20 protein-coding genes are annotated in these 23,512 nt (G+C 72.4%); 10 read left to right on the plus strand and 10 right to left on the minus strand.

Annotated features, from left to right (window positions below; translation table 11 throughout):
- Positions 1–1,326, plus strand: coding sequence for an amidohydrolase family protein (locus ACGFYP_RS02075; RefSeq protein WP_393485357.1), 1,326 nt, complete (start codon positions 1–3; stop codon positions 1,324–1,326).
- Between the two features lie 75 nt (positions 1,327–1,401).
- Positions 1,402–1,635 (plus strand): hypothetical protein, encoded by a 234-nt coding sequence (locus tag ACGFYP_RS02080; protein ID WP_393485359.1) that lies wholly within the window; start codon positions 1,402–1,404, stop codon positions 1,633–1,635.
- Positions 1,636–1,645: 10 nt separating this feature from the next.
- Here the strand turns inward: ACGFYP_RS02080 and ACGFYP_RS02085 are convergent, their stop codons facing one another.
- Positions 1,646–2,218 carry a DoxX family membrane protein gene (locus ACGFYP_RS02085; protein ID WP_393485361.1) on the minus strand — a complete coding sequence of 191 codons (573 nt, stop codon included), beginning with the start codon at positions 2,216–2,218 and terminating at the stop codon, positions 1,646–1,648.
- Positions 2,219–2,493: 275 nt separating this feature from the next.
- Between ACGFYP_RS02085 and ACGFYP_RS02090 the strand changes: the two genes are divergently transcribed.
- From ACGFYP_RS02090 to ACGFYP_RS02100, 3 genes are all read left to right on the plus strand, one after another.
- Positions 2,494–3,819, plus strand: coding sequence for a dipeptidase (locus tag ACGFYP_RS02090; protein WP_393486009.1), 1,326 nt, complete (start codon positions 2,494–2,496; stop codon positions 3,817–3,819).
- Between the two features lie 18 nt (positions 3,820–3,837).
- The gene (locus ACGFYP_RS02095; protein WP_393485363.1) at positions 3,838–4,467 is read left to right on the plus strand and encodes an HdeD family acid-resistance protein; all 630 of its coding nucleotides are present in this window, start codon (positions 3,838–3,840) and stop codon (positions 4,465–4,467) included.
- A 132-nt stretch (positions 4,468–4,599) separates the two neighbouring features.
- A complete protein-coding gene (locus ACGFYP_RS02100; RefSeq protein WP_361965231.1) occupies positions 4,600–5,022 on the plus strand; it encodes a DUF350 domain-containing protein in 423 nt (140 codons plus the stop codon).
- Between the two features lie 64 nt (positions 5,023–5,086).
- On the opposite strand, the gene ACGFYP_RS02105 is transcribed toward ACGFYP_RS02100, so the two are convergent.
- The 3 genes from ACGFYP_RS02105 to ACGFYP_RS02115 form a co-directional block, all read right to left on the minus strand.
- Positions 5,087–5,572, minus strand: coding sequence for a hypothetical protein (locus ACGFYP_RS02105; RefSeq protein WP_393485366.1), 486 nt, complete (start codon positions 5,570–5,572; stop codon positions 5,087–5,089).
- A gap of 54 nt (positions 5,573–5,626) precedes the next feature.
- The gene (locus ACGFYP_RS02110) at positions 5,627–7,159 is read right to left on the minus strand and encodes a glycoside hydrolase family 71 protein (protein ID WP_393485368.1); all 1,533 of its coding nucleotides are present in this window, start codon (positions 7,157–7,159) and stop codon (positions 5,627–5,629) included.
- A 137-nt stretch (positions 7,160–7,296) separates the two neighbouring features.
- Positions 7,297–8,274 carry an LCP family protein gene (locus ACGFYP_RS02115; protein WP_393485370.1) on the minus strand — a complete coding sequence of 326 codons (978 nt, stop codon included), beginning with the start codon at positions 8,272–8,274 and terminating at the stop codon, positions 7,297–7,299.
- A 336-nt stretch (positions 8,275–8,610) separates the two neighbouring features.
- On the opposite strand from ACGFYP_RS02115, the gene ACGFYP_RS02120 reads away from it, so the two are divergent.
- On the plus strand, positions 8,611–10,086 hold the full coding sequence (locus ACGFYP_RS02120) for a sugar transferase (protein ID WP_393485372.1): 1,476 nt from the start codon (positions 8,611–8,613) through the stop codon (positions 10,084–10,086).
- 21 nt (positions 10,087–10,107) lie between these two features.
- Here the strand turns inward: ACGFYP_RS02120 and ACGFYP_RS02125 are convergent, their stop codons facing one another.
- The gene (locus tag ACGFYP_RS02125) at positions 10,108–11,076 is read right to left on the minus strand and encodes a GDP-L-fucose synthase family protein (protein ID WP_393485374.1); all 969 of its coding nucleotides are present in this window, start codon (positions 11,074–11,076) and stop codon (positions 10,108–10,110) included.
- A 125-nt stretch (positions 11,077–11,201) separates the two neighbouring features.
- On the opposite strand from ACGFYP_RS02125, the gene gmd reads away from it, so the two are divergent.
- The 3 genes from gmd to ACGFYP_RS02140 all read left to right on the plus strand — a co-directional run bounded on the left by gmd (position 11,202) and on the right by ACGFYP_RS02140 (position 15,885).
- Positions 11,202–12,215, plus strand: a complete 1,014-nt coding sequence (gmd, locus tag ACGFYP_RS02130) for a GDP-mannose 4,6-dehydratase (protein ID WP_393485376.1) — start codon at positions 11,202–11,204, stop codon at positions 12,213–12,215.
- 186 nt (positions 12,216–12,401) lie between these two features.
- Entirely contained in the window at positions 12,402–15,113 is a 2,712-nt protein-coding gene (locus ACGFYP_RS02135) for a DNRLRE domain-containing protein (RefSeq protein ID WP_393485378.1), read from the plus strand.
- A 79-nt stretch (positions 15,114–15,192) separates the two neighbouring features.
- The gene (locus ACGFYP_RS02140; protein WP_393485380.1) at positions 15,193–15,885 is read left to right on the plus strand and encodes a hypothetical protein; all 693 of its coding nucleotides are present in this window, start codon (positions 15,193–15,195) and stop codon (positions 15,883–15,885) included.
- 121 nt (positions 15,886–16,006) lie between these two features.
- Here ACGFYP_RS02140 and ACGFYP_RS02145 read toward each other — a convergent pair whose 3' ends face one another.
- Entirely contained in the window at positions 16,007–17,152 is a 1,146-nt protein-coding gene (locus ACGFYP_RS02145) for a glycosyltransferase (RefSeq protein WP_393485381.1), read from the minus strand.
- On the minus strand, positions 17,149–17,685 hold the full coding sequence (locus ACGFYP_RS02150; RefSeq protein WP_361965210.1) for a WcaF family extracellular polysaccharide biosynthesis acetyltransferase: 537 nt from the start codon (positions 17,683–17,685) through the stop codon (positions 17,149–17,151). Before ACGFYP_RS02150 ends, ACGFYP_RS02145 begins: the two co-directional genes overlap by 4 nt.
- Before the next feature lie 158 nt (positions 17,686–17,843).
- Between ACGFYP_RS02150 and ACGFYP_RS02155 the strand changes: the two genes are divergently transcribed.
- Entirely contained in the window at positions 17,844–19,349 is a 1,506-nt protein-coding gene (locus ACGFYP_RS02155; protein WP_393485384.1) for a hypothetical protein, read from the plus strand.
- Here the strand turns inward: ACGFYP_RS02155 and ACGFYP_RS02160 are convergent.
- From ACGFYP_RS02160 to ACGFYP_RS02170, 3 genes are read right to left on the minus strand one after another with little or no spacing between them, the layout of a single operon-like run.
- Entirely contained in the window at positions 19,322–20,563 is a 1,242-nt protein-coding gene (locus tag ACGFYP_RS02160) for a hypothetical protein (protein ID WP_393485386.1), read from the minus strand. The two genes, ACGFYP_RS02155 and ACGFYP_RS02160, sit on opposite strands and share 28 nt — an antisense overlap.
- On the minus strand, positions 20,560–22,290 hold the full coding sequence (locus ACGFYP_RS02165; RefSeq protein ID WP_393485388.1) for a lipopolysaccharide biosynthesis protein: 1,731 nt from the start codon (positions 22,288–22,290) through the stop codon (positions 20,560–20,562). Before ACGFYP_RS02165 ends, ACGFYP_RS02160 begins: the two co-directional genes overlap by 4 nt.
- Positions 22,287–23,492: a glycosyltransferase family 4 protein gene (locus tag ACGFYP_RS02170; protein WP_393486011.1), complete on the minus strand. Its 1,206-nt coding sequence runs from the start codon at positions 23,490–23,492 to the stop codon at positions 22,287–22,289. The genes ACGFYP_RS02165 and ACGFYP_RS02170 overlap by 4 nt, the downstream gene beginning before the upstream one ends.
- Positions 23,493–23,512 lie beyond the last annotated feature (20 nt).

Below are 23,512 nucleotides of genomic sequence, written 5' to 3' on the forward strand. Positions count from 1 at the left end.
ATGCAGCCGTCCGCCCCCTCCCCCAGCGCCCTCTCCCGCCGCACGATGCTGGCCGGCGCCGCCGCCCTCGCCGGGGCCACCGCCACGATGGGTGCCGCGGCGGCCCCCGCCGCAGCGGCGGCCTCCGGTCGGTCGGGGCGTCGGGGCACGGCCGTGGTCTTCCGTGACGTGCGTCCGTTCGGAGCCGCGAAGGCCACGGATCTCGTGGTCGTCGACGGCCGCGTCTCGGACGGTCCGGCGCCGCGCGGCGCGAAGGTCGTCGACGGTGGCGGCCGGATCGCGCTCCCGTCGCTCGTGGACGCCCACATCCACCCCGACAAGACGACCTGGGGCGGCTCCTGGGTCTCGCGGCGGCCGGCGAGCAGCATCGCCGACTACGTCGCCCAGGACGTGGAGTTGTACCGCAGCCAGCGCCGCCCCGTCGCGACGCGCGCGTACGGTCTCATGGCCCACGCGGTCACGCGCGGTACGCGGGCGATGCGCGCCCACGCCGATGTGGCCCCGGCCTACGGACTCGCGGGCGTCGAGGGTGTGGCGGAGGCCCGCGAGCGGCTGCGGCACGCCCTCGACGTCCAGATCGTGGCCTTCCCGCAGCACGGCGTCGTCCGCACCCCGGGCACGGCCGAGCTGCTGGAGGAGGCGGCGCGGTCGGGGGCCGTCGACATGATCGGCGGCATCGACCCGATCGGATTCGACAACGCCCTCGACGAGCAGCTCGACCTCGTCTTCGGCATCGCGGAGCGCCACGGCGTCGGCGTGGACATCCATCTGCACGACCGCGGTGAGCAGGGGGTCAAGGCCATGCGCGGCATCATCGAGCGGACGCGTGCCCTGTCCCTCGCGGGCAAGGTCACCGTCAGCCACGTCTTCTGCCTCCCGGGCCTGACGGACAAGGAACTCGGTTCCATCGCGGCCGACTTGGGCGAGCAGGACATCGCCCTCACCACGGTGGCTCCGTCCGACTCCCTCGTGCTGCCGATCGCCCGGCTGCGCGAGCACGGTGTCCGGGTCGGGCTCGGCTCCGACGGTGTGCGCGACTCCTGGAGCCCGTTCGGCAACGCCGACATGCTGCACCGCGCGCAGCTGCTCGGGTGGGTGACGGACGTGCGCCTCGACGAGGAGTTGACGAACTGTTACCGGGTCGCGGCCCACGGCGGCGCGGACGTGATGGGCCTCGCCCACGCCGACCTCGCGCCCGGTTCCCCGGCCGACTTCGTCCTCGTGGCGGGCGAGTGCCTGCCCCAGGTCGTGGTGGACATGCCCCGACGCGACCTGGTCGTCCACGGCGGTGTCGTCGTCGCCCGCGACGGGGAGTTCCTCGGCTGAGGCGCGCGTACGTCACCATGGTCCGAGGTGTGCGTGAACGGCGCGGCACCGGAAGACTGGTCAAGGGGACGGTAGTTGGCTTCGCTCGTCTATTTCCGCAAGGTCGCCGAGGCGGACGGTTCGGTCGAGTACGTCTTCGGTCCCGACCCGGCGGAGACATCCCGTCTCCTCATCATGGACACGGCCGTCCGCCGGGCCCGCCCGGCGGACGGCACGGTCGACCACGCGTTCCTCAAGGCCTCGCGCAAGATCAACGCGTTGTACGACGCGTCGGCGCGATGGCCCGAGCACGGTGTGAGCGCGAGCTGAACGTGTGACGTCAGGTGGTGCTTTCCTCCGCCGGCCCGTCCGCCTCCACCTCGTCGGCCTCCGCCTCGTGCGTCGCCTCCGCCCGGGCCTGGGCTCGGCGGCCCACGACGGCGGCGGCCGCGAGGGCGCTGCCGAGGAAGGCGGTGGCCACGACCCAGGGGCGGTCCAGGACGTGCCCCGTGGCGTGGTCGAGGGAGTAGCGGCCGGCGCCCGCGATGCCGATGGCGGCCGCCGAGAAGCCGAGGAAGGCCGGGTACTCGTAGCCGCCGCCCGCGGCGAAGAAGCCCGCCGGTGCGTGGACGGCGACCGCGCCCGCCATCGCCCCGGCCGCGGCGGCTCCGGCCGCCGGGGTGGCCAGGCCGAGGGCCAGCAGGACCCCGCCGCCCGCCTCGCCGAGGCCCGCGGCGATCGCGCTCTCCCGGGGCGGATGGAAGCCCATCGCCTCCATCCCCTTCGCCGTGGCCTCCACACCGCCGCCCCCGAACCAGCCGAAGAGCTTCTGTGTGCCGTGCGCGGCGAGGACGGCACCTGTGCCGACCCGGAGGACGAGAAGCCCGAGGTCGCGGCGGTTGAGGGTGGTCATCTGGGGTCTCCCTGGGCAGGGCCGAAGGCGTACGCCTTCCACTCTCGCCGCCGAGGGCGCCGAGGCCACGCTGTTGTTGCTCCACATGGGGATGTTTTGCGGCCTTTGTTCCCTGCTGCTTGAGTGGGAGGGCTTCTGCCGCTCGGGGGCAGGCCGCAAGGAAGTGGGTGCACATGTCCACCGAGTCCACCGGGACCACCGACGGGATCGCCGAGGCCGCCTCGCCCACGGAGTCGGCCGCGACCGCCGCGCTGCGCGAGAAGGTCCGGGCGCTGATGCCCCGGGCCAAGGAGGATCTGGCGGCGCTGGTGTCGATGCGCTCGGTCGCCGACCCCCGCCAGTTCCCGCCCGAGGAGTGCGCGAAGGCCGCCGACTTCCTGGTCCGCGCCTTCACGGAGGCGGGCCTCCAGGACATGCGCCGGGTGACCACCCCGGACGGCACCGACGCGGTCGTCGGCCACGCGCCCGGCCCCGAAGGCTCCCCCACCGTGCTCCTCTACTGCCACTACGACGTGCAGCCGCCGCTCGACGACGAGGCCTGGACCACCCCTCCGTTCGAGCTGACCGAGCGCGACGGCCGCTGGTACGGCCGCGGCACGGCGGACTGCAAGGGCAACATCGCCATGCACCTCACGGCGCTGCGGGCGCTGGGCGGCGGCTCGGGCGGGCGCGGCTTCCCGGTCTCGCTGAAGTTCGTGGCCGAGGGCTCGGAGGAACAGGGCACCGGCGGACTCGAACAGCTGGTGCCGATGCAGCCCGAACTCTTCGCCGCCGACTGTCTGTTGATCTGCGACACCGGCAACTTCGCGCTCGGTCTGCCGACCGCGACGACCTCGCTGCGGGGCCTGACCAATGTCGTCGTCACCGTCTCCACGCTCAAGGGCGCGATGCACTCCGGCATGTTCGGCGGCCCCGCCCCGGACGCGCTGGCCGCGCTGGTACGGATCCTCGACAGCCTCCGCGACGACCGGGGCAACACGACGATCAAGGGCCTGCCCGGCGACGGGGTGTGGGACGGGGTGGCATACCCGGTGGACCAGTTCCGTACCGACGTCGGGGCCCTGGACGGGGTCGCGCTCCTGGGCTCGGGATCGGTGGCGGACGAGCTGTGGGCCCGGCCCGCGGTCACGGTCCTCGGCATCGACTGCCCACCGGTGGTGGGCTCCTCGGCAGCCGTCCAGGCGCAGGTGCGGGCCCGGGTGAGCCTGCGGGTCCCACCCGGCATGGACACCGACGTCGCGCTGCGCGCGCTCACCGACCATCTGGCCTCGGCGGCGCCGTGGGGCGCGAAGGTCGAGGTGGAGGCGGAGAGCACCGGGCAACCCTTCCGGGCCCGTTCGGACGGACCGGCGTACCGGGCGCTGGGCGCGGCGATGCTCGAGGCCTACGGGAAGGACATGGTCGAGTCCGGGCAGGGCGGTTCGATCCCGCTCTGCAACGTCCTGGCCGGGCAGTTCCCGGAGGCGGAGATCGCGCTGATCGGGGTGGAGGAGCCGGGCTGCCTCATCCACGCCCCGAACGAGAGCGTGGACCCGCGCGAGATCGAGCACATGGCGCTGGCGGAGGCGCTCTTCCTCAGCACGTACGCGACACCGCTCTGAGCGGACGGGAGTTGTTCCATGACGCAGACCCATCAACGGCCGTCCGACGGTGACGACCCCTACGGGAGTGGGCGCCCTGATGTGCCTCCCGGGCCGCTCGGCGTGCTGGCGGGCGCAGCCTGGCAGGCGCTGCTCGTCGCCGGTCTCGCCTCGCTCGTCCTCGGCGTCCTGGTGCTGGTCTGGCCGGATGCCTCCCTGTTCGTGGCGGGTGTGCTGTTCGGCCTGTACCTGCTCTTCAGCGGTGTCATGCAGTTGGTGGCCGCCTTCGGCACGCACGCCTCGACCGCGCTGCGGGTGATGGCGTTCATCAGCGGCACGCTGTCGATCCTCCTCGGCCTGTTCTGCTTCAAGGGCGCGACGCAGTCGATCCTGCTGCTCGCGCTGTGGATCGGCATCGGCTGGCTGTTCCGAGGGGTGACGCAGACCGTGGCGGCCGCATCCGACCCCACGATGCCCGCCCGTGGCTGGCAGGTCTTCCTCGGGATCGTGAACGCCCTCGCCGGCGTCGTCCTGATCGTGTCGCCGCTCGAATCGGCGACCGTGCTCATGGTCCTGGGCGGAGTGTGGCTGCTCGTCGTGGGGGTCGTCGAGATCGGCACCGCCGTCCGGGTGCGCTCGCGGGCGAAGGACCTTCCGCCGGGCCTCTGAACCGTCCGGCCTGATGCAGACGGAAGCCCCGGGCCCCGGCCACCTGGTCGGGGCCCTCGACGCATGCGCTACATTTTGCCGGTCCTTGACCGCGATCACTCACGATCCCTCACATCTCGGAGCCGGCAACCCATGAGCGACATCGTCAACGGCCTCGGCCGGGCCTCCGCCTACGGCGCCCTCGGCGTGGTGCTGCTGATACTCGGCATCGTCCTGGTGGACGTGCTCACGCCGGGGAAGCTCGGGCGCCAGATCTGGGAGGAGCGCAACCGCAACGCCGCGACCCTCCTGAGCTCCGCGCTGCTCGGTATCGGCGGCATCGTCTTCACCTCCATCTGGACGACGTACGACGACTTCGGCAAGGGCCTCGCGTCGACGGCCGCCTTCGGTCTGCTCGGCCTGGTCATGATGGCCGTGGCCTTCCTGGTCGTGGACCTGGTCACCCCGGGCAAGCTGGGCGCCACCCTCGTCGACCCGCAGCCGCACCCGGCGGTCTGGGTGACGGCCTCCTGCAACATCGCGGTCTCCGCGATCGTCTCGGCCTCCATCGCCTGAGCGGAGCCGCACCGCGCGGCGCCGGACCGAGGGCGAGGCACCCGCGCCCCCGCATCCGCCCCCGCTACGTGCTCGGCGCTCCCCCCAGTGGTTCCACCTCCAGGAACCGTCGGCGGCGCGGCCCCCGGTAGAGCAGCGCCTCCCAGCCGAGCCGCTCCAGTGCGGGCACGCACGCGCCCAGGGCGGACTCCTCCTCCTGGGCGGCTCCGGAACCGGGTGGCCCCACCCACTCCACGACGGCCGTGCCGGGCCGCTCCCCTGCCGTGACCCGGTACCCCGTCGCCACCCGTGCGCCCGAGGCGTCGACGGCCGAGGGCCTGACGCCCGCCGCCTCCAGGGCGAGCGCGACCGCCCGGACGGGCCGTCTTCGCTCCCACTCGGCGGGCCGCCGCCGCGCGTCCCCCGTGCCCTCGCCGCCGGTCAGCCGCCGGATCTGGAGCAGCCCGTCGACGGCCGCCCGCACCTCACGCGATCGCTGCTCCACGTCTCCCTCCGGCAGCGGCGGGTCGTCTCCCGTCGCCGCTTCGAAGGTCCCCCGATTCGTCGTCATGTCCCCACGGTAGGACCGGCCACTGACAACCGCCGGACAGCCGCCGGACAGGCCCTAGCGCTGGGCCCGGCCGCTCGTCACCGCGTAGTACTGCAGGTCCTGGCGGTCGACCGGGCGGCGGGCCGGGTAGCGGCTGGTGACCGTGGTCGTGGTCGTCCCGCCGCGTACGACGGTCGCGGAGCTGTCTCCGGTGCGGAGCGGCAGCAGGTGTGCGTGGACGCCGGACGGCGCGCGGTGGCTGTCGCCGGCGGAACCGGTCCTGGTGCGGACGTCGGCCGGGGCGGTGAGGAAGGAGAGGACCTCGACGGTGTCGCGGGGTGTGGCGGTGCCCGGGCGGGGCCGTATCACCTGGGGTTGGCGCGTGGCCGGTGGGACGTCGTCGACGAACTGGACGCGCGCGGTGAGATAGAGCGTGTCGCGCAGGATCTTCGGCCAGGCGCCGGTCTTGAACCGGGTCAGGTAGTAGGAGGAGAGGTCCAGGTAGGCGTGGCCGTTGTGCAGTGAGGGCGCGACATGGCTGCCCTCGGAGTAGTCGTTCCAGGTGGTGAGCTGGACCCAGTCGGCGTCGGATTCGATGGCCGCCTCCCAACTCGCGCGTAGCGTCTCGGTGTTGCCCGCCTCGTCGAAGAGGCCCTGATTGGGGCGGGCGTCCTGGACGGAGACCGGGTGCATCCAGATCTTGCCGAGCCGGTGGGCCCGTCGGGCGTCGGCCACGGCTCCGGCCTGCCGGTCGGGGGTGCGGGCGCCCCACTCGGAGAGGCCGTGGCTGATCGCCGCGTAACTCTCCCGGTCCGGGGTGAAGTCGAGGAAGAGGGGGACGAGCGCGGTCCTGATGCCGTGCCGGCTCTCCAGTGCACGCATCATCGCCCGCCACCAGTCGGGGTCCTTCTCCTCGGCCTTGAACGGGGAGACGACGAGCCGGCCGTCGGGCAGCCGGTGCGCCGAGGGGTGGCGGGCGAGTTCCGCGAGCGATTCGGCGAGGGAGGCGGGGGTGGCCGCGGTGAGGGCCGTCATGTCCGGCATGAGCTGGATCCGGAAGCCCGGGTCCTCCTCGTGTGCGGCCGTGAGCAGCAGTTCGGCGCGGTCCCGGTTGCGTCCGCTCTCGGAGAGCAGGTCGAGGGTGAAGCCGTCGAGTCCCGCGTCGCGGGCGGTGCGGATCTCCTGGCGGAGGTGGGCGAGTTCCCAGTTCCCGGCTTCGGGTGCGGCCGGGAGCGGGCGGTCGCGGAGCAGTCCTCCGTAGGCGCGGTGCTTGCCCTTCTCGCCGTCCGGGGTCAGGTAGTTGCGCGTGTAGTAGTCGCGGTCGGCGGGCTCGTTGTCGAGGGAGAGGGGGTACGGGGTGAAGTAGTGGGCGAAGACGAGCTTGGCCGAGCGGCGCAGTTCGGCCGTCGGCGGCAGGTCGAAGGGGAGGGCGGTGCTGTACGCCTTCGGGGGCGCCGACCCCGCGTCGGCGGGGGCGTCGGCGCGCAGGGCTCCGGCCGTGCCGATACCGGCCCAGGCGCCGAGGAGCAGGACGCCGAGGGTGATCCCGGGGACGAGCCTGCGCCGTCCGGACGCCCGATGGGTCCGGCCTGAGGACCTGTCAGCCATGGGCGTCCTTAGGGTCGTTCGGGATAGCCGCCGGTCCCGCGAACGCGCAGGCGTCCGTGCGGGCCGGCTGTCAGTACAGCCGATGACCGGCGGTGGAACAACCACCGTCGGGCGTGTGGCGGACGGGTCCGGCCGGCCTACCGCGTACCGCTTCCGAGCCGGTCGGTGCGGTGAGCGGCGACGTACGCGGCCATGGTGTCGTTCCGCATCGCCGCCCAGAGCGTGCCGGATTCCTTCGCGTCGAGGAGGACGACGGACTGGCCCTTGACGGTGTCGGTGCCGGCGACGGGCGCGTTCATGAAGACCATGTCGCCGGGGCGTACCGACTTGTTGTCCCAGAGGAGTTCGCGCAGATCGCCGTCGCTGAGGCGGTCGTCGACGCTGACGCTCGCGGTGAGGTCGTCGAGCAGTTCGGCGGTCCTGACCGGGTTGGTCAGGTTGCGGGTGGTCATGGCCTTGGTGAGGACGGCGCGCAGGAAGTTCTGCTGGCGGTGGGTGCGGTCGAGGTCGCCGCGCGGCAGGTTCTTGCGCTCGCGTACGTAGACGAGGGCCTGCTCGCCGTTCATGTGCCGGACCGTGCCGTCGACGCGGAGGTCGACGCCTCCGACGGTGTCGGTGAGCTGCTTGAACCCCTCCCAGTCGATGATCGCGAGGTGGTCGACGCGGACGTCGGTGAGGCGTTGGACGGTGTCGATGAGCAGGGGCGGGCCGCCCCAGGAGAAGGCGGCGTTGAGCTTGGCCTTGCCGTGTCCGGGGACGTCGACCCAGGAGTCGCGGGGCAGCGAGACGACGTAGGCGCCGGAGTGGTCGGCCGGGAGGTGGACCAGCATCATCGTGTCGCTGCGCTGGGCTCCGTACGTCCAGGTCGGCGCCTTGGCGTCGCGTCCGGTGGTGGGCAGGTCGGAGCGGCTGTCGACGCCGACGAGGAGGAAGGTCTGTCCGCCCTTGGAGGGGGCGGGCTGTTCGGCGGGCGGGACGTGGGTGGGGAAGGCGCCGGGGATGCGGTCGACCTTGCCGGTGTAGTGCTCGACGGCCCACCAGCCGACGCCGCCGGCCAGCAGGATTCCGATGCCGAGGAGGGCGAGCGCGGCCAACAGGACGCGTTTCGGGCTCACTCGGCGCTTACGAGGCGTGACAGGGGGTGTGCTTTCCGCCACATCCGTGGCTCTCTCCCCCATGGCGACCTCGTCCCCCTCCGACACGTCCCCACCCCTTCCCCACACGGCCTCACGTGCGTCAACTCCCGTTGGACAGACGTATCATGCGCCCGGCCGTGTCCACACCGGTCGCGATGTCACGAGATGAATACGCCATCACCTTCTGAGGTCGTTCGCGTGAACTGCAGCGGACGTGCGCGCGTATGTCGTACTGTTCCGGCGTTGCGACGCTTGTTCGTCGATCAGGGGGTCGATGAACAAGATGGCGAACGTCAACACGTGCCTGGGGGGTACATGTGGCATGCCCGCACCACTGAGACCAACTCCGCTGGATCCGCGGCCGGTTCACCGCCGGTCGCGGCGCGTCCCCGCTCGAAGGCGGGCTGGTATCCGGTCGTCGCGCTGACCGTCGACGCCCTGGGGGTGGGCGCGCCGGTGGCTCTGATCCTCCGGGTCGAGCGCCAGCCGTACGCCTTTACCGGCGCCGCCGTCGCCGCCCTGTCCTGGGTCGCGGTGCGGGCGCTGCGCCGGAGGTACGCGCGGCGCGAGCTCGGGGAGTCGCGGGGCAGTCTGCCCGTCCTGCACGACTGGCTGATCCTGCTCGGAGTGCTCGCCGTCCTGCGGGCCGCCGCCGATCTGCACCATCCCGCGCTGCTCTGCCTCGCCGCGTTGCTTCCGGCACCCGTACTCACCTTGCTCTGCTCGAAATTGACGTGGCATCACCTTGTGGCTGCGCGCCGGGAGGCGCAGGTGGTCACCCGGGTCCTCGTCCTCGGCGAACCCGCGGCGGCCGGTGACGTCGCCGAGCACCTCGCGGGAAGGACCGAGCATCCGTACGTGGTGGTCGGCGTGGTCGCGATCGGCGAGGGCCCGGTCCGCACCGGCGCCCCGGTCGCGGCGCGTCTGGGGACCGGGACACCGGAGGCGGCGGACGGCGACACCTGCCATGTCCTCACCGCGGCGCGCGAGTTGGAGGCGGACATCGTTCTGGTCGCGGCCGGCCCCCTGATGGCGGGCGAGCGGCTGCGCCGCCTGTCCTGGGGGCTGCACGACGCGGGGACCGAACTCGCCCTGGCGCCGGGCCTGGTGGAGTGCGCGGTCAAGCGTCTGGAGACCACGTCGGCGGCGGGGCTCGCGCTGCTCCGGGTCGCTCCGCCGCTGCGCAGCGGGGTCCAGCCCGTTCTGAAGTCCGTGATGGACCGGGCGGGCGCGGCGCTCGGCCTGCTTCTGCTCTCGCCGGTGTTCCTGGCGATCGGTGCCGCCGTGCGGCTCGGCTCGCGGGGTCCGGTCTTCTACCGGCAGGTGCGGGTCGGCCAGGGCCGGGTGCCGTTCGTGATGTGGAAGTTCCGCACGATGTTCCTGGACGCCGACGCCCGTAGGGCGGAGCTGGAGCGGGCCAACGAGCACGACGGGCTGATGTTCAAGATGCGCCGCGATCCGCGGGTGACCCGGGTGGGGCGGCTGCTGCGCCGCACCTCGCTCGACGAGCTGCCCCAGCTGATCAATGTGCTGCTCGGCTCGATGTCGCTGGTCGGGCCGCGCCCGCCGCTGCCGGAGGAGGTGGCGCGGTACGGGGACGTGGAGCTGCGGCGGCTTGCCGTGCGGCCGGGGATGACGGGGCTCTGGCAGATCAGCGGGCGTTCGGACCTGTCGTGGGACGAGACGGTCGAGCTCGATCTGCACTACGTGGACAACTGGTCCTTCACCAGCGATGTGGATGTCATGGCCCGTACGTTCCGCGCCGTCGTCGACGGTCGCGGAGCGTACTGACGGGCCGGCCGCCGCATGAGATCAGTGCTGTTCCCGCCACCAGGCGTAGGTGGCGGCGATCCCGTCCGACAGGGCGACAGCCGGCTTCCAGCCGAGGCCGGTCAGCCGGGACACGTCGAGGAGCTTGCGCGGGGTGCCGTCGGGCTTGCTCGTGTCCCAGGCGATTCTGCCCTGATAGCCCGTCACATCGGCGACGGTCTCGGCGAGTTCGCGGATGGTGAGGTCCTCGCCGCAGCCGATGTTGACCGGCTCGTCGCCGTCGTAGCCGCGCAGCAGGACGGCGCAGGCGGCGGCGAGGTCGTCGACGTGCAGGAACTCGCGGCGGGGGGTGCCGGAGCCCCAGAGTGTGATCTCCTCCCGGCCTTCCTCGCGGGCCTCGTGGAAGCGGCGGATCAGGGCGGGCAGGACGTGCGAGCTCTCCAGGTCGAAGTTGTCGCCGGGGCCGTAGAGGTTGGTCGGCATCGCGGAGACGTACTGCGCTGCGTACTGCTTGCGGTACGCCTGGATCTGCACGATCCCGGCGATCTTCGCAAGGGCGTAGGCCTCGTTGGTGGGCTCCAGCGGGCCCGTGAGGAGCGCGTCCTCGGTGATGGGCTGGGGGGCGAGCCGGGGGTAGATGCAGGAGGAGCCGAGGAAGAGCAGGCGGCGGACGCCTGCGGCGTGCGCGCCGGCGACGACGGCCAGCTGGATCCGGAGGTTCTCCTCCAGGAACTGCACCGGGTAGGTGCTGTTCGCCATGATCCCGCCGACCTTCGCGGCGGCGAGCACGACGGCGTCGGGACGGGTCTCGGCGAGGAAGGCGGCGGTCCGCTCGGCGTCGCGCAGATCGAGCTCGGCGCGGGTCCTGGTGATCACCTCGTGCCCGTCGGCGGTGAGCCGGCGGGCGATCGCGGAACCCACGAGACCGCGGTGTCCCGCGACGAATATCCGGGCCCGCTCGGGCAGGTACGACATCGATGCGCTCACGGAGGCGCTCGTCGACTGAGTCATGGCCCGGATCATGCCAGGCCGACGGCGACCGCAGTACAGCAGATCGGGAATTCAGGCCTGTAACACACCATATCCGCATGACACGGACCGGCTGAGGGCCGGTCCGTCAGGGAGGCGCAGCACGTATGGGCAAGACCGCACTCATCACCGGCGTCACCGGGCAGGACGGCTCGTACCTGGCTGAACTGCTGATGTCGAAGGGCTACACGGTGCACGGCCTGGTCCGCCGTTCGTCGAGCTTCAACACCGAGCGGATCGACCACATCTACCAGGACCCGCAGCAGGTGAACCGTTCGTTCGTCCTGCACCACGCGGATCTCTCGGACGGTGTGGCGCTGGTGAACCTGCTCCGCGACATCCGCCCCGACGAGGTCTACAACCTCGGCGCGCAGTCGCATGTGCGGGTCTCCTTCGACGCCCCGCTCTACACGGGTGATGTGACCGGCCTCGGTGCGCTGCGGCTCCTGGAGGCGATCCGGGCGAGCGGCATCGACACGCGGATCTACCAGGCGTCCTCCTCGGAGATGTTCGGCGCGACCCCGCCGCCGCAGAACGAACAGACCCCGTTCCACCCGCGCAGCCCGTACGGCGCCGCGAAGGTCTTCGCGTACTGGGCGACGGTCAACTACCGCGAGGCGTACGGGATGTTCGCCGTGAACGGGGTGCTGTTCAACCATGAGTCGCCGCGCCGGGGCGAGACCTTCGTGACCCGCAAGGTGACCAGGGCCGTCGCGCGGATCAAGGCGGGTCTGCAGGACCGGCTCTATCTGGGCAACCTCGACGCCGTACGCGACTGGGGATACGCCCCCGAGTACGTCGACGCGATGTGGCGGATGCTCCAGCGGGACGATCCGACCGACTACGTGGTGGCGACCGGAGTCCCGTCGACCGTACGGCAGTTCGTGGAGACGGCCTTCGCGCACGTGGGGCTCGACTGGGCCGAGTACGTCCGGTACGACCCCAAGTACGAGCGGCCCAGCGAGGTGGACGCGCTGATCGGCGACGCGAGCAGGGCGCGGGACCTGCTCGGCTGGAAACCCGCCGTCCAGGTGGAGGAGCTGGCCCGGATCATGGTCGACGCCGATGTCCGGCTCGTGGAGGACCAGTTGGCCGGCGCCACGGTGCGTATCGACCGCTGAGCTGCGGCTTCAGGACCGGCAGGGGCGCACGGGGCGGTGGCGACCCGGGCGGCTGTGGGGCCGGACGGTACGGGATTCACCAAGTGGCCTTTTCCGGTTGTCAGTTCGTCGTACAGTTCGCATTCATCAGATGGCAGTTGCACCACTTCACGCCACATTGACTGGGCTATCACGCCTGGGGGGAACATGCGTAGATCCTGGGGGCTCACCGCTGCCCTCGTCCTGACCGTCGCGGCCGGAGCCGGAGGCTCGTTGGCCCCGACGGCCGCGGCCCTGACGCCGCCGGTGGCCTTCACCGCGGACGATCTGCCGACCTGGCAGACCAACGGTGTCGTCTGGGCACTGGCCGAGACGAACGACACCGTCTTCGTCGGCGGCACCTTCTCCGAGGTGCGCCCGCCCGACGGCGTCACCGGCGCTCCGAAGAGCGCCGTCAACTTCGCGGCGATGGACGCGGCCACGGGCGCGCCCACCGACTGCACCCTCTCCTTCACCGTCGGCAGCGGCACCGCGACCGTGCGCACGCTCGTGGTCTCGCCGGACAAGAAGACGCTGTACGCCGGTGGCTACTTCGGTGCCGTGAACGGCACCCCGGTCTCCAGCCTCGCCGCGATCGACATCGCCACCTGCGCGCCGAGGCCCGCCTTCACCCCGAGCTTCCCCGCGACCGTGCGGGCGCTCGCCGTCACCGACACGACGATCTACGCGGGCGGCGACTTCGGGACGGTCGAGGGGCAGACGCGGCAGCGGTTCGCGGCCATCACCACGGCCGGTGAGCTGCTGCCGTTCACGGCCAACGCCGACGAGCCGGGCCGGGCCGTCGAGGTGACGCCGGACGGACAGCACGTCCTGCTCGGCGGCGACTTCTTCACCGTCAACGGTGCCAACTCGCACGCCCTGGCCGTGGTGAACGCCACGACCGGCGCCGTGACCAAGGCCTACCCCGGCTTCATCCAGACGAGCTCCGTCGTCAAGGACATCGAGACGGACGCCACCGGCTTCTACACCGCCAACGAGGGCACCGGCGGCTTCGACGGCCGCATCGCCCTGAACCTCTCGAACTTCGAGCAGCGCTGGCGCGACACCTGCCTGGGCGCCACCCAGGCCGTCCGCTCCTACCAGGGCGTGCTGTACAGCGCCTCGCACGCCCACGACTGCTCCAGCGTCGGCGAGTTCCCCGACGGGCGCCGCTACCACCTGCTCGCCCAGCCGACGACGTCGACCGGCAAGCTCGGCTGGCTCCCCGACACCAACGACGGCATCGGCGAGGGCATCGGCCCGCGCGTCTTCACCATCTCGGGCACCGGAGCCACCAAGTACCTCTGGGTGGGCGGTGAGTTCACCACCACCAACGGGGCCCCGGCGCAGGGTCTGACCCGCTTCGCCTCCGGCCCCGACACCGGCGCGCCGACCGTTCCGGTCGCGAGCGCCGCCGCCGTCGGCCCGAACGCGGTCCAGATCCGCTGGCGATCGAGCCTCGACCTGGACGACTCGAAGCTGACGTACAAGGTCTACCGCAACGGTGGCGCGACGCCGATCGCGACCGTCCAGGGCGACTCGCTGCACTGGTCGCGCCCCCAGGTGTCGTTCAAGGACACCGGCGTCACCCCGGGGCAGACCTACAGCTACCGGGTGACGGCCGAGGACGCGGTCGGCAACACCAGTGCCCTGTCCGCGAATTCCACCGTGACCGTGCCGACCTCGCCCGAGGCGTACGCCTCCCGCGTGATCGCCGACGGCGCCTCGCTGTACTGGCGCTTCGACGAGTCGACCACGCCGTACGCGGCCGACTCCTCCAACGGCGACAACAGCGGTCTGTACGTCAACGCCCCCGCGCTGCGCCAGACCCCGGGCGCCGTCTCCGGCGCCTCCACGGCCGTGGCTCTCAACGGCACGGACGAGCAGATCCACAGCGACCGGCGGCAGTCCGTCAGCGGCCCCTTCACCATCGAGACGTGGTTCAGGACGACCACGAACCGCGGCGGCAAACTCATCGGCTTCGGCAACAACACGACCCGTAACAGCACCAGTTACGACAAGCACCTCTACATGACCAACACCGGCAACATCGTGTTCGGCGTGTACACCGGGTCCACGCGCACCCTCACCTCCTTCGGCTCGTACAACAACGGCGCCTGGCACCACGCCGTGGGCACCCAGGGCCCGGAGGGCATGCGGCTGTACGTCGACGGCAAGCTGGTCGGCTCCAACAGCGTGACCACCAACCAGAGTTACGACGGCTACTGGCACGTCGGCGCCGACAGCCTCGGCAGCTGGCCCCTGCGCCCGACGAGCACCTTCTTCGCCGGCCAGCTCGACGAGGCCGCCGTCTACCCGTCGGCGCTCACCGGCACGCAGGTCGCCCAGCACCACAGCCTGGCCTCCGCCCCGGCCGACACGGTCACCACCGTCGCGGCCTCGGAGGACACGTACGCCAACGCGGGCGCGCCCGGCACGAACTACGGCACGTCCAGCTCGCTCGCGGTCCGGGGCACCTCGGCGTACGAGTCGTACCTGCGGTTCCCGCTGCCCGCCGCACCGGCGGGCAAGGTCCTCAAGAGCGCCCGGCTCGCGGTGAAGACGACCACGATGACCGGCGCGGGCTCGACCGACTCCGTGTCGGTCGTGCCGGTAACGGGGACATGGGCCGAGGACACGGTGACGTACAACAACCGGCCCGCCCTCGGCTCGGGTCCGATCGGGTCGCTGCAAGGCGCGGTGGACGGCTCGACCGTCTACTCCGCCACGCTGAACACCTCGGCGGTCTCGGCGGCGCTCGGCGGCTCGTACAGCCTGGCGCTGACCAGCGCCGGGACCGATCCGCTGTGGCTCTGGTCGTCCGAGGCGACGGCGGCGGAGGGCACTCCGCAGCTGGTGCTGACCTTCGGCGCGCCGTAATCGGTCACCGCCCCTCCACCACCGGATGCGGGGCCCGGCCGACCGGGCCCCGCATCCGACGTACCACGGGAGTTCCCTCATGCGTCGACCTCTTCACCGGCGCCGGGCAGCGGCGGCGGCCGTGTTCGCCGCGCTGCTCGCCCTGACCGCCTGCTCCTCCTCCGACGGCAAGGGCGGGGGCGCGGACGGGCCGCCGAAGGCCGCCGGTCCCTCCCGCTCCGCGACCGTGCCCGACCGGCAGGCCGAGGCGGCGGAGACCGCGGGTCCCACCGCCTCCCCGACCAAGGGGCCGGTCGTGCCCGACTCGGAGCTGAAGCCGGTCACGGGTTCGTTCACGGAGAAGGAGAAGAAGTACCTGAGCGGGCGGGTGCCGCAGAACACGGACCCGGCCGCCGTGCTCCAGACCGGGCAGGAGTCCTGCCAGCGCCTGGAGCGCACCGCCAAACGGGACAGGGACGCGGCCGTCGGCGCGATCATCGCCGGGGACGTCCCGGACGCCGAGGCCGTGATCGCCCACCTGTGCACCGCACAGAAGCCGCTCCTCACGACCGCGAAGACCGGCTTCGGCGAGGGGACCGTGAGCAGCCCGAAGCCCGGTGGCTACCGCGCCCTCACCACGAACCCCGCCTGCACGTGGCAGGCCCTCGGCGCGGACGGCACGGTCCTCGCCTCCGGCCCCGCGACCGGCTCCGAGGGCAAGGCGCGCGCCGACATCCCCGCGGGGACACGGGAGTTCACCTCCAGCGCGTGCTACGCCTGGCTGCCCGTCTAGGGCCTCTCGTTTGGATCATGCCGGGCCTGATCCAAACGAAAGACCTTAGCGCCCGTACGAGAGAGCCCGGTGTCGGTCCGACGACCGCACCGGGCTCTCCCCATGAGGAGCCTGAGCCGGGTCAGCGCACGTCCGACGCCCGCTCGTACACCCCGAGCAGCGTGTCCAGGACCGCGTCCATCGAGAACGCCTCCGTGGCCAGCTTCCGGGCCGCCGCCGACGCGGAGTCGTTCATGCCCGGCTCCAGGAGCGCGCGTACGGCCGGGGCCAGGCCCGCCGCGTCCTCGACCACCCTGCCGGCCCCCGCCTCCGCGATGTCCCGGGCGAGCCCGTTGGAGGTGGTGACGACGGCCGGCGTACCCACCGACAGGGCCTCCAGGACGGACATCGGGAAGGGCTCGTCGACCGAGGGCAGGACGTACACGTGCGCCCTGCGCAGCTCGTCGAGCATCCGCTCGGAGGTCAGCGGCCCCGGCAGGCTCACCCGGTCGCCGACGCCCAGCTCCGCGACGAGCGCGTCGACGGCCGCCCGCTCGCCCTCGTCGGGTCCCGCGAGGACGAAGGTCGCGTCCGGGTGGTGGCGCAGGATCTCCGGGACGGCCGCCACGAAGTCCGTCGGCCGTTTGCGGGACTGGAGCCGGGCCGCGTACAGGATGCGCGGCGGCCCCGTCGGTGCCGGGCGCGGCTCCTGGGCCGGTACGCCGTTGACCAGGCGTACGGCGCCGGTGAGCGGGCCGCCGACGACGGCGTCCAGGTCCCGGCGCTCGCGGTCCGTCAGGTACAGGACGGCGGAGGCTCCGCGCAGCACGCGCCGGACGGCGACCGCGTCGAGGAGCTTGGCGAGCGGCTTGTCGCTCGGGTCGACCATGCCGTGCGTCTGGAGCACCAGTGGGCGGCCCGCCCGGAGCGCGGCGAGGGCGACGGGCAGGGTCACGAGGTCGCGGGCGAGGTGGACGTGGACCACGTCGGCGTGTTCGACCAGTGCGCCGGCCCCGGCGAGCAGGGCGGGCGAGGTGATGCCGCTGAAGCCCAGCGGGAGGACGGAGCGGGCCCGGTAGAGCCGGGCGGGCACGCCGTCGACGTCGGTCGGCAGGGGGCCGGGGAAGCCGTCGCCGAGGGCGGTGAGCCGGACCTGGTGGCCGCGTGCGGCGAGCCCCCGGGCGAGGTTCACGGCGACCCTGACCGGTCCGCCGAAGGCGTGGGTGGGGCTGTGCAGCGTGACCGCGTGCAGGACCTTGAGGCCGCTCACGCCCCCGAGGCCGCTCACGCGGGCACCGGTACGGGGCGGCGGCCCTCGGCCGTGTGCAGGGTGAGCTCAGGGAGGTCCTTGTGGAGCGTCGTACCGGCGGCGACGACGGAGTGCCTGCCGACGGTGACTCCGGCGAGGACGGTGGCGCGGGCCGCGATCCAGGCGCCGTCCTCGACCGTGATCGGGGCGTTGCGGTAGCGGAAGTCGGCGGCCCGGTGGTCGTGGCTTCCGGTGCAGAGCAACGCCTCCTGGGAGACGCAGACATGGGCGCCGAGGGTGATGGGCTCCAGGTTGAGCAGCCAGGCTCCCTCGCCGATCCAGGTGTGGTCGCCGACGGTGAGCTTCCAGGGCCAAAGGACCCTGACCCGGTGCCGTACGAGCACGCCGTCGCCTATGGTCGCGCCGAAGGCCCGGAGCAGCGCGACCCGCAGCCGGGCCGGGCAGAACCACGCCATGAAGACCGTGTTCATGACCGCGAACCAGAGGGCCTGTACGAGTCTGCCGCGGCCCTTGTCGTATCCGGCCAGTGTGAAGGCCGGTAGATTCCGCATGAGTTCACCCCCACCGGCGCCTCCCCAGGCGCCCGGCGTTCAGACTAACGGTTGACGCGAGGTGAAAGGCGGGCGTCGGTAGACTGGCGTGAAGTGACGGTCAGGGGTGGGGACTTCGACGTCCGGGGAGCCGTGGCTCCCGGGCTTCAGGGGGTGCGATGACGACCGAGGTGCGCGGTACGGAAACCCCGGAGCGACCGAAACCCGCCGTGCCGGCGCCGCTGCTCCTCGCACCCGCCGTGTCTCCGCGCACGCTGCTGTCGCGGGCCCTGTCGATCCCGCTCGTGCTCGGTTTCACGGTGTTCCTGCCCCTGCTCGTGGCGATCCAGCCCGGCGCCGGCGTGCACGACGCCGCGTACTACCTCCAGATCGCGCTGACCATGTACGCCGGGGCGCGGCTCTCGGCGATGATCCTCACCAACCGACGTAAGTTGCTTCAGGGTTCGTTCTGGCTCTTCGTCTACATGGCGATGGGTGTGGCGCCGCTCGCCCAGGCCGTCCTGGGCCGGGTGCCGACGCCGGTGGTGGGTCCGCGCTCCGATCTGACGACGGCGGTGGCCCTGGTCCTGGTCGGCTGCGCCGCGTTCGACGTGGGTTCCCTGCTGGCCCGCGGCCGACCGGGGACGTCCCGACGGGCCGAGGGGCGACCGGCGTTGGTGCACCGGCGCCGGCTGTATCTGCTCGTGCTGCTCGCCTTCGCGTGCAGTGGTCTTTTCGTCATGAAGCTCGGCGGGCCCGCCGTGTTCTTCTCCAGCCGTCAGGAGATCATCGCGGGGATCGAGGAGGCGGGCGTCTCCCAGGCGGACTCGCAGGCCGGTCAGGCGTTCCTGCGCGGCTTCGGGACCGTGCCCGCGCTCTTCGCCCTCCTGGTGTACTGCCGGTGGCTGGTCACCTCGCGGCGGGCCCGGCGCCGCCCCACGGTGGTCGCCGTCTTCCTGGCCCTGGTGCTGCTCAACCTGGTGGTGAACAACCCCATTTCGAACCCGCGGTACTGGTTCCTGACGGTGATGTTCTCGCTGCTGTTCACCGCCTTCCCGGTGAGCGCCGCGATGTACCGCTCCGCGCTGAGCCTGGGAGTGGTCATGGCGCTGATCGTCTTCCCGTTCTCCGACCGTTTCCGGTACGACGAGAAGAACTACCGGCCGGTCGAGACGACGTCGGTCCTGGAGCCGCTGGCGCTCAAGGACTACGACCAGGTCGGCATGTTCGCCAACACCATCACGCTGGTGAACTCGGGCAGTCGGCACCGGTACGGCCGTCAGCTTGCCGGGTCCGTCTTCTTCGCGGTGCCGCGTTCGGTGTGGCCGGGCAAGCCGCGCGACACGGGGGTGATGGTCGGCCAGTGGATGGGGACGGTGAACACCAACCTCTCCTCCCCCGTCTGGGCCGAGCTGTGGATCGACTTCGGGGCCGTGGGCATGGCCGCCGGGATGACGGGCCTCGGCTACGCGGCGGCCAGGGGCGACGGGCGGTTCGCCCGCCGGGGCACGCGCAGGGCGCCGCCGGGCAGTCTGATCTCCCTGGTGGTGCCGCTGGTGGCGGGCTACTCCTTCATCCTGCTGCGCGGCCCGCTGCTCCAGGCCTCGGGCCGGGTGGCGATCGCGCTGATCTGCATCGCCCTGGTCACCACCTGGCGTCAGGACAAGGGCGCGGCGCTGCGCTGATCCTCCGGGCTCGTGGCCACGGGCTCCGGGCGGGTGCGCTTCACCCGGATCCATGCGGCCAAGGCCTTCAGCGCCGAGCCGGCGGCCAGGCCCCAGGCCGCCCCGGGGGCGCCGCCGAGGACGTATCCGACGAGCATGAGGGCGACGGAGAGCAGGGAGAAGACCACCTGTACGGAGAGGGTGGCGCGCGGGCTGAGGACGCGCAGGGTGACCAGGGCGCAGGTGCCCGCCGCCATCACCGCGTACTGGCTGCCGGTGGCGGGGAGCAGTTCGGCGGTGGACTGCCAGGTGGCGCCGAGGAGTTGGCGGCCGACGCGGTCCGGGAGCGCGTACAGGACGGCGGCCCAGCCGAGTGCGACGACGGCGAGGACGGCGGCGAGCGCGGCGGCGGCCCGTACCGTCGCGCGGCGGGAGCCTGCCCGGCCGAGCAGCGGCGGGCCGAAGGCGTTGACCGAGGTGAAGAGCGTGTTGAGCGGGCCGAAGAGGGTGGTCGCGCCGCGCAGCGCGCCGACGACGAGCGGGCTCGCGAGGAGCCCGAGGCCGAGGACGGCGAGCTGGCTGGAGCCGCTGCCGACGACGAACTCGACGACGAACCGCCGGCCTAGGTGCTCCCGGCGCAGATACCGGCGGGGCGACCAGGGCCGGTTGCGTACGTACGGGTGCAGCAGGGCCAGCCCGAGCAGGGTGGCGGGCAGCGCGGAGAGGCCCCAGACGAGGACGAGGCGGGCCGGTGAGCCGCCGTGCGGCTGGAGCAGCAGCGCCGGTACGACGCAGCCGAGCCGGAGCAGGTCGGCGGCGAGGGCCAGGTGGGGCCGGCGCAGCGCGGAGAAGCCGTAGCGCAGGCCGTCCTGGACGAGGACGACCGGGAGGACCGCGCCGAGGGCGAGCACGGCGAGGCCGGTGGGACCGCCGATGGCGGCGCCGGCGCCCAGGAGCAGGACTCCGGTGGCCGTGGAGGCGGCGGCGGTGAAGGTGACGGCGGCGCGGACCGCCGCGCCGACCTCGTGGTCCTCGCCCTTCTCCAGGACGACGCTCTGGCCGACGAAGGCCGCGCCGAGGCCGAGGAGCACGGTGAAGACGATGTACACCATGGAGAAGGCGGCGAAGCCGTCCGCGCTGGAGGCCCGTGCCGCGATCACCAGGACGGCGATGTTGGTGAGACTGGCCGCCGCCTGGTCGAGGACCGAGGCGGCGACGGTCACGGCACGTCTCAACGGTCGCCCGCGCGGATGTCGCCGGTGCGCAGGTCCTCCGGGCGGAGCGAGCGCAGGGCGACGGTGTCGGAGCCGTCGCCGAGGAGGATCTGTTCGGGTTCGGCGGCGAACTCCTCGGTCCTGGGCGGCGGCGCGTACCGTCTGCCTCCGCTCGACCCGCGACGGCCGTCCTGTTTGGACGCGCGGCGGCGCCGGCCCGAGGTGTGCACGACGGCGCCGAGGACGGTGCCGCCCGCGCCCGCTATCAGCTCCCGGATGCGCTGGAGGTCCGTACGGTGGACACCGCGCGGGTCGCAGACGACGAGGACGCCGTCGACGCGGTCGACGAGCGCGAGGGCGTCCGCGTAGTTGAGGACGGGCGGGGCGAGGACGACGACGGTCGCGTTCGGCGAGTCGGCCTCGGCGATGAGCCGGGAGACCCGGGGCCCTGTCAGGGCGCGCGCCACGTTCCGTACCCGCTCGCCGGGCACCAGGCCGAAGGAGCCCGACTCGCCTGCGTCGACGGAGAGTTGGCGCCTGCTGGGCCAGCCGCCCTCCTCGTTCTCCTTGTTCTCCACCGGGCTGCTCCAGCGGGGCGCGGCCGCCGCGTGGGCGCGCAGCCGCCCCTTGAGCGTGGGGTCGCGCAGGTCGGCCTCGATGAGCAGGACGTCCTTGCCGGTCTCCGCGAAGGAGGCGGCGAGGTGGGAGGCGACGGCGACGGCGGCCTCGTTCGAGCCGCGCGGGGCGACGACGAGGAGGCGCCGGCGGTCGGCGAACCGCTGGTCGTAGGCGAGCCGGAAGGCGACGGAGCGGTACTCCTCGGCGACCCGGGCGTCCGTGTGGTCGTCGGCGAGGAGGACGTCGGTGGCGCCTTTGGGCAGGGTGCCGAGGACGGGGGCGCGGACCGCGCGGGCCACGTCGCCCGCGGAGCGCGGCGCCGGATCGAAGACGAGCCGGACCCAGGCGGCGAGCAGGCCGAGCGCCACGCCGACGAGGGCGCCGAGGCCGATGCTCATGGGGAGCCCGGGGCCGTCGGAGTAGCCGGGGGCGGTGGCGACGCGGATGACGGTGCCGGGGGACATGTCGAGCGACTTGAGCTGGCTGATCCGGGCGTCGAGCTCGTTGATGCGGTTGAGCAGGTTGGTCTTGACGCCGTACTCGGCGTCGCGGGCCGCCCCGTCGGGCATCCGGTCGAGTTCCTTGGTCTTCTGGTCGTGCTTCTTGGCCACTTCGTCGAGCTGGCGCTGCTGCCCGGCGAGCATGGTGGCCCGCACATCGGTCCACTGCTTCTGCCGCAGGGCGAGATAGGCCTGGGTGACGGCGTTGGCGCGGTCGGCGGCGGCCTGGGGGGTGTCGGCGGTGTAGCTGAACTGGAGGACCTGGCTCTGGGGCGGGTTGGTGACCTGGAGGTCCTTCTGCAGCCGGCCGATGGTGCCGGTCCAGCCGAGTTTCTTCGCGGCCTGTTCGGCGACGCTGCTGCTGAGCGCGGTCTGCCGCTCCGACCCCATGTTGAGGGTCTTGTCCTGGGAGATGCTGGGGTTGAAGGGGTCGTTGACGGGGGCGCGCAGCACGACCTGGCTGGTGGCCACGTAGGTGTCGGCGTTGGACATCCCGAACCAGACGCCGCCGAGCAGTCCGATGCCGATGCCGGCCGTGATGATCGCGCGGTAGCGCAGGAGTTGTCGGAACTGGTCGCGCAGCAGCTCCGGTTCGTCGTCCTCCACCGCGGTGACGTGCGAGTGTGTCACGTGCTCGGACCCCCCAGAGCCTCGTCGATGAGTGCGTCGATCCGGGCGAGACCGGCCGCTCGGGTCAGATGGGCCTCGACGTGAAGGGGCCCCTGGGCGCCGAGCGCTTCGGCGGCGGTCGGATCCTCGCCGAGTCTACGGATTTCGGCCAGCAGCGCGTCGGGGTCTTCCGGAGGTACGAGCACTCCGGCGCCGGAGCGGAGCACTTCCTGGGCGGTGCCGCCCTCGGCGGCGACGGAGGCGAGGACGGGGCGTCCGGCGGCGAAGTACGAGGTCAGCTTGGACGGCACGCTCATGTCGAGGACCGAGGCGCGCTGGGTGACGGCGAGGACGTCGGCGGCGGCGAGGGTGTCGGGGAACGCGTCGTCGTCGACGGGTGCCATGAAGTCCAGGTTGGGGATTCCGCTGCCCAACTGCTCGAGATGGGCTCGCTGGTTGCCGTCGCCGAGGAGGACGATCCTGATCTTCGGGTCGCGCCGGGCCGCTTCGACGAGGACATCGAGCCCCTGCTTGAGCCCCATGTTGCCGGAGTGCAGGACGACGGTCTCGCCTTCGCCCCAGCCGAGCCGCTGCCGGGTCTCGTCGCGGGGCGCCGAAGGGCGCGGCACATGGGACCAGTTGGGGACGAGCCGGATGCGGTGTCGGTCGACGCCCATGGCGGCGACCTTGTCGACGAAGGTCTCGTGGATGACGCCGACGAGCACGGCGCGGCGGAGGGCGTACGTCTCCGCGCGGGCGGCGAGCGCGGCGGCGCGGTCACCGCCCCTGATCCCGCTCTGCGCGGCGGCCGCGCCCATCAGGTCCTGGACGACGGGAACGTACGGAACGCGCCAACGGGCCGCGAGGCGGGCGCCGATGACGCCGCCTGCGAGGCTGGGCATCTGGGCGAGGACGGCATGCGGCCGGGACATGCCGGGCGGGGCGAGGAGTCCGTGGGCGAGCACGCTCGCCTCGAACGCGGCGCGCTTCAGGGCGGTTTGGCGGGCCGGGACGGTGTGGCGTCGGCGGTGGACGACGACTCCGGCACGCTCCTCGGTACGGCGCCAGGCCCCGGCGTAGGCCGGGTCGAGGGACCAGGAGGGGTAGTGCGGCATTCCGGCGAGGACGTGGGTCTCGTGGCCGCTCGCCGCCCAGTGCTCGGCTATCTGGGTGGCGTAGGGGCCTATCCCGGCGTGTTCCGGGGCGTAGTTCGTGGACACCATCAGCAGGCGCCTGCGCGCGC

The sequence above is a fragment of the Streptomyces sp. NPDC048370 genome, from assembly GCF_043200825.1.
Taxonomy (GTDB): domain Bacteria; phylum Actinomycetota; class Actinomycetes; order Streptomycetales; family Streptomycetaceae; genus Streptomyces.

Excerpts from the sequence above, each read along its gene's own strand:
- ACGFYP_RS02075 (WP_393485357.1), top strand. The coding sequence starts at position 1 with ATGCAGCCGTCCGCCCCCTCCCCCAGCGCCCTCTCCCGCCGCACGATG.
- ACGFYP_RS02085 (WP_393485361.1), bottom strand. The coding sequence starts at position 2,218 with ATGACCACCCTCAACCGCCGCGACCTCGGGCTTCTCGTCCTCCGGGTC.
- ACGFYP_RS02090 (WP_393486009.1), top strand. The coding sequence starts at position 2,494 with ATGCCCCGGGCCAAGGAGGATCTGGCGGCGCTGGTGTCGATGCGCTCG.
- ACGFYP_RS02095 (WP_393485363.1), top strand. The coding sequence starts at position 3,838 with ATGACGCAGACCCATCAACGGCCGTCCGACGGTGACGACCCCTACGGG.
- ACGFYP_RS02100 (WP_361965231.1), top strand. The coding sequence starts at position 4,600 with ATGAGCGACATCGTCAACGGCCTCGGCCGGGCCTCCGCCTACGGCGCC.
- ACGFYP_RS02105 (WP_393485366.1), bottom strand. The coding sequence starts at position 5,572 with ATGACGACGAATCGGGGGACCTTCGAAGCGGCGACGGGAGACGACCCG.
- ACGFYP_RS02110 (WP_393485368.1), bottom strand. The coding sequence starts at position 7,159 with ATGGCTGACAGGTCCTCAGGCCGGACCCATCGGGCGTCCGGACGGCGC.
- ACGFYP_RS02120 (WP_393485372.1), top strand. The coding sequence starts at position 8,611 with ATGTGGCATGCCCGCACCACTGAGACCAACTCCGCTGGATCCGCGGCC.
- ACGFYP_RS02125 (WP_393485374.1), bottom strand. The coding sequence starts at position 11,076 with ATGACTCAGTCGACGAGCGCCTCCGTGAGCGCATCGATGTCGTACCTG.
- gmd (WP_393485376.1), top strand. The coding sequence starts at position 11,202 with ATGGGCAAGACCGCACTCATCACCGGCGTCACCGGGCAGGACGGCTCG.
- ACGFYP_RS02135 (WP_393485378.1), top strand. The coding sequence starts at position 12,402 with ATGCGTAGATCCTGGGGGCTCACCGCTGCCCTCGTCCTGACCGTCGCG.
- ACGFYP_RS02140 (WP_393485380.1), top strand. The coding sequence starts at position 15,193 with ATGCGTCGACCTCTTCACCGGCGCCGGGCAGCGGCGGCGGCCGTGTTC.
- ACGFYP_RS02150 (WP_361965210.1), bottom strand. The coding sequence starts at position 17,685 with ATGCGGAATCTACCGGCCTTCACACTGGCCGGATACGACAAGGGCCGC.
- ACGFYP_RS02155 (WP_393485384.1), top strand. The coding sequence starts at position 17,844 with ATGACGACCGAGGTGCGCGGTACGGAAACCCCGGAGCGACCGAAACCC.
- ACGFYP_RS02170 (WP_393486011.1), bottom strand. The coding sequence starts at position 23,492 with ATGGTGTCCACGAACTACGCCCCGGAACACGCCGGGATAGGCCCCTAC.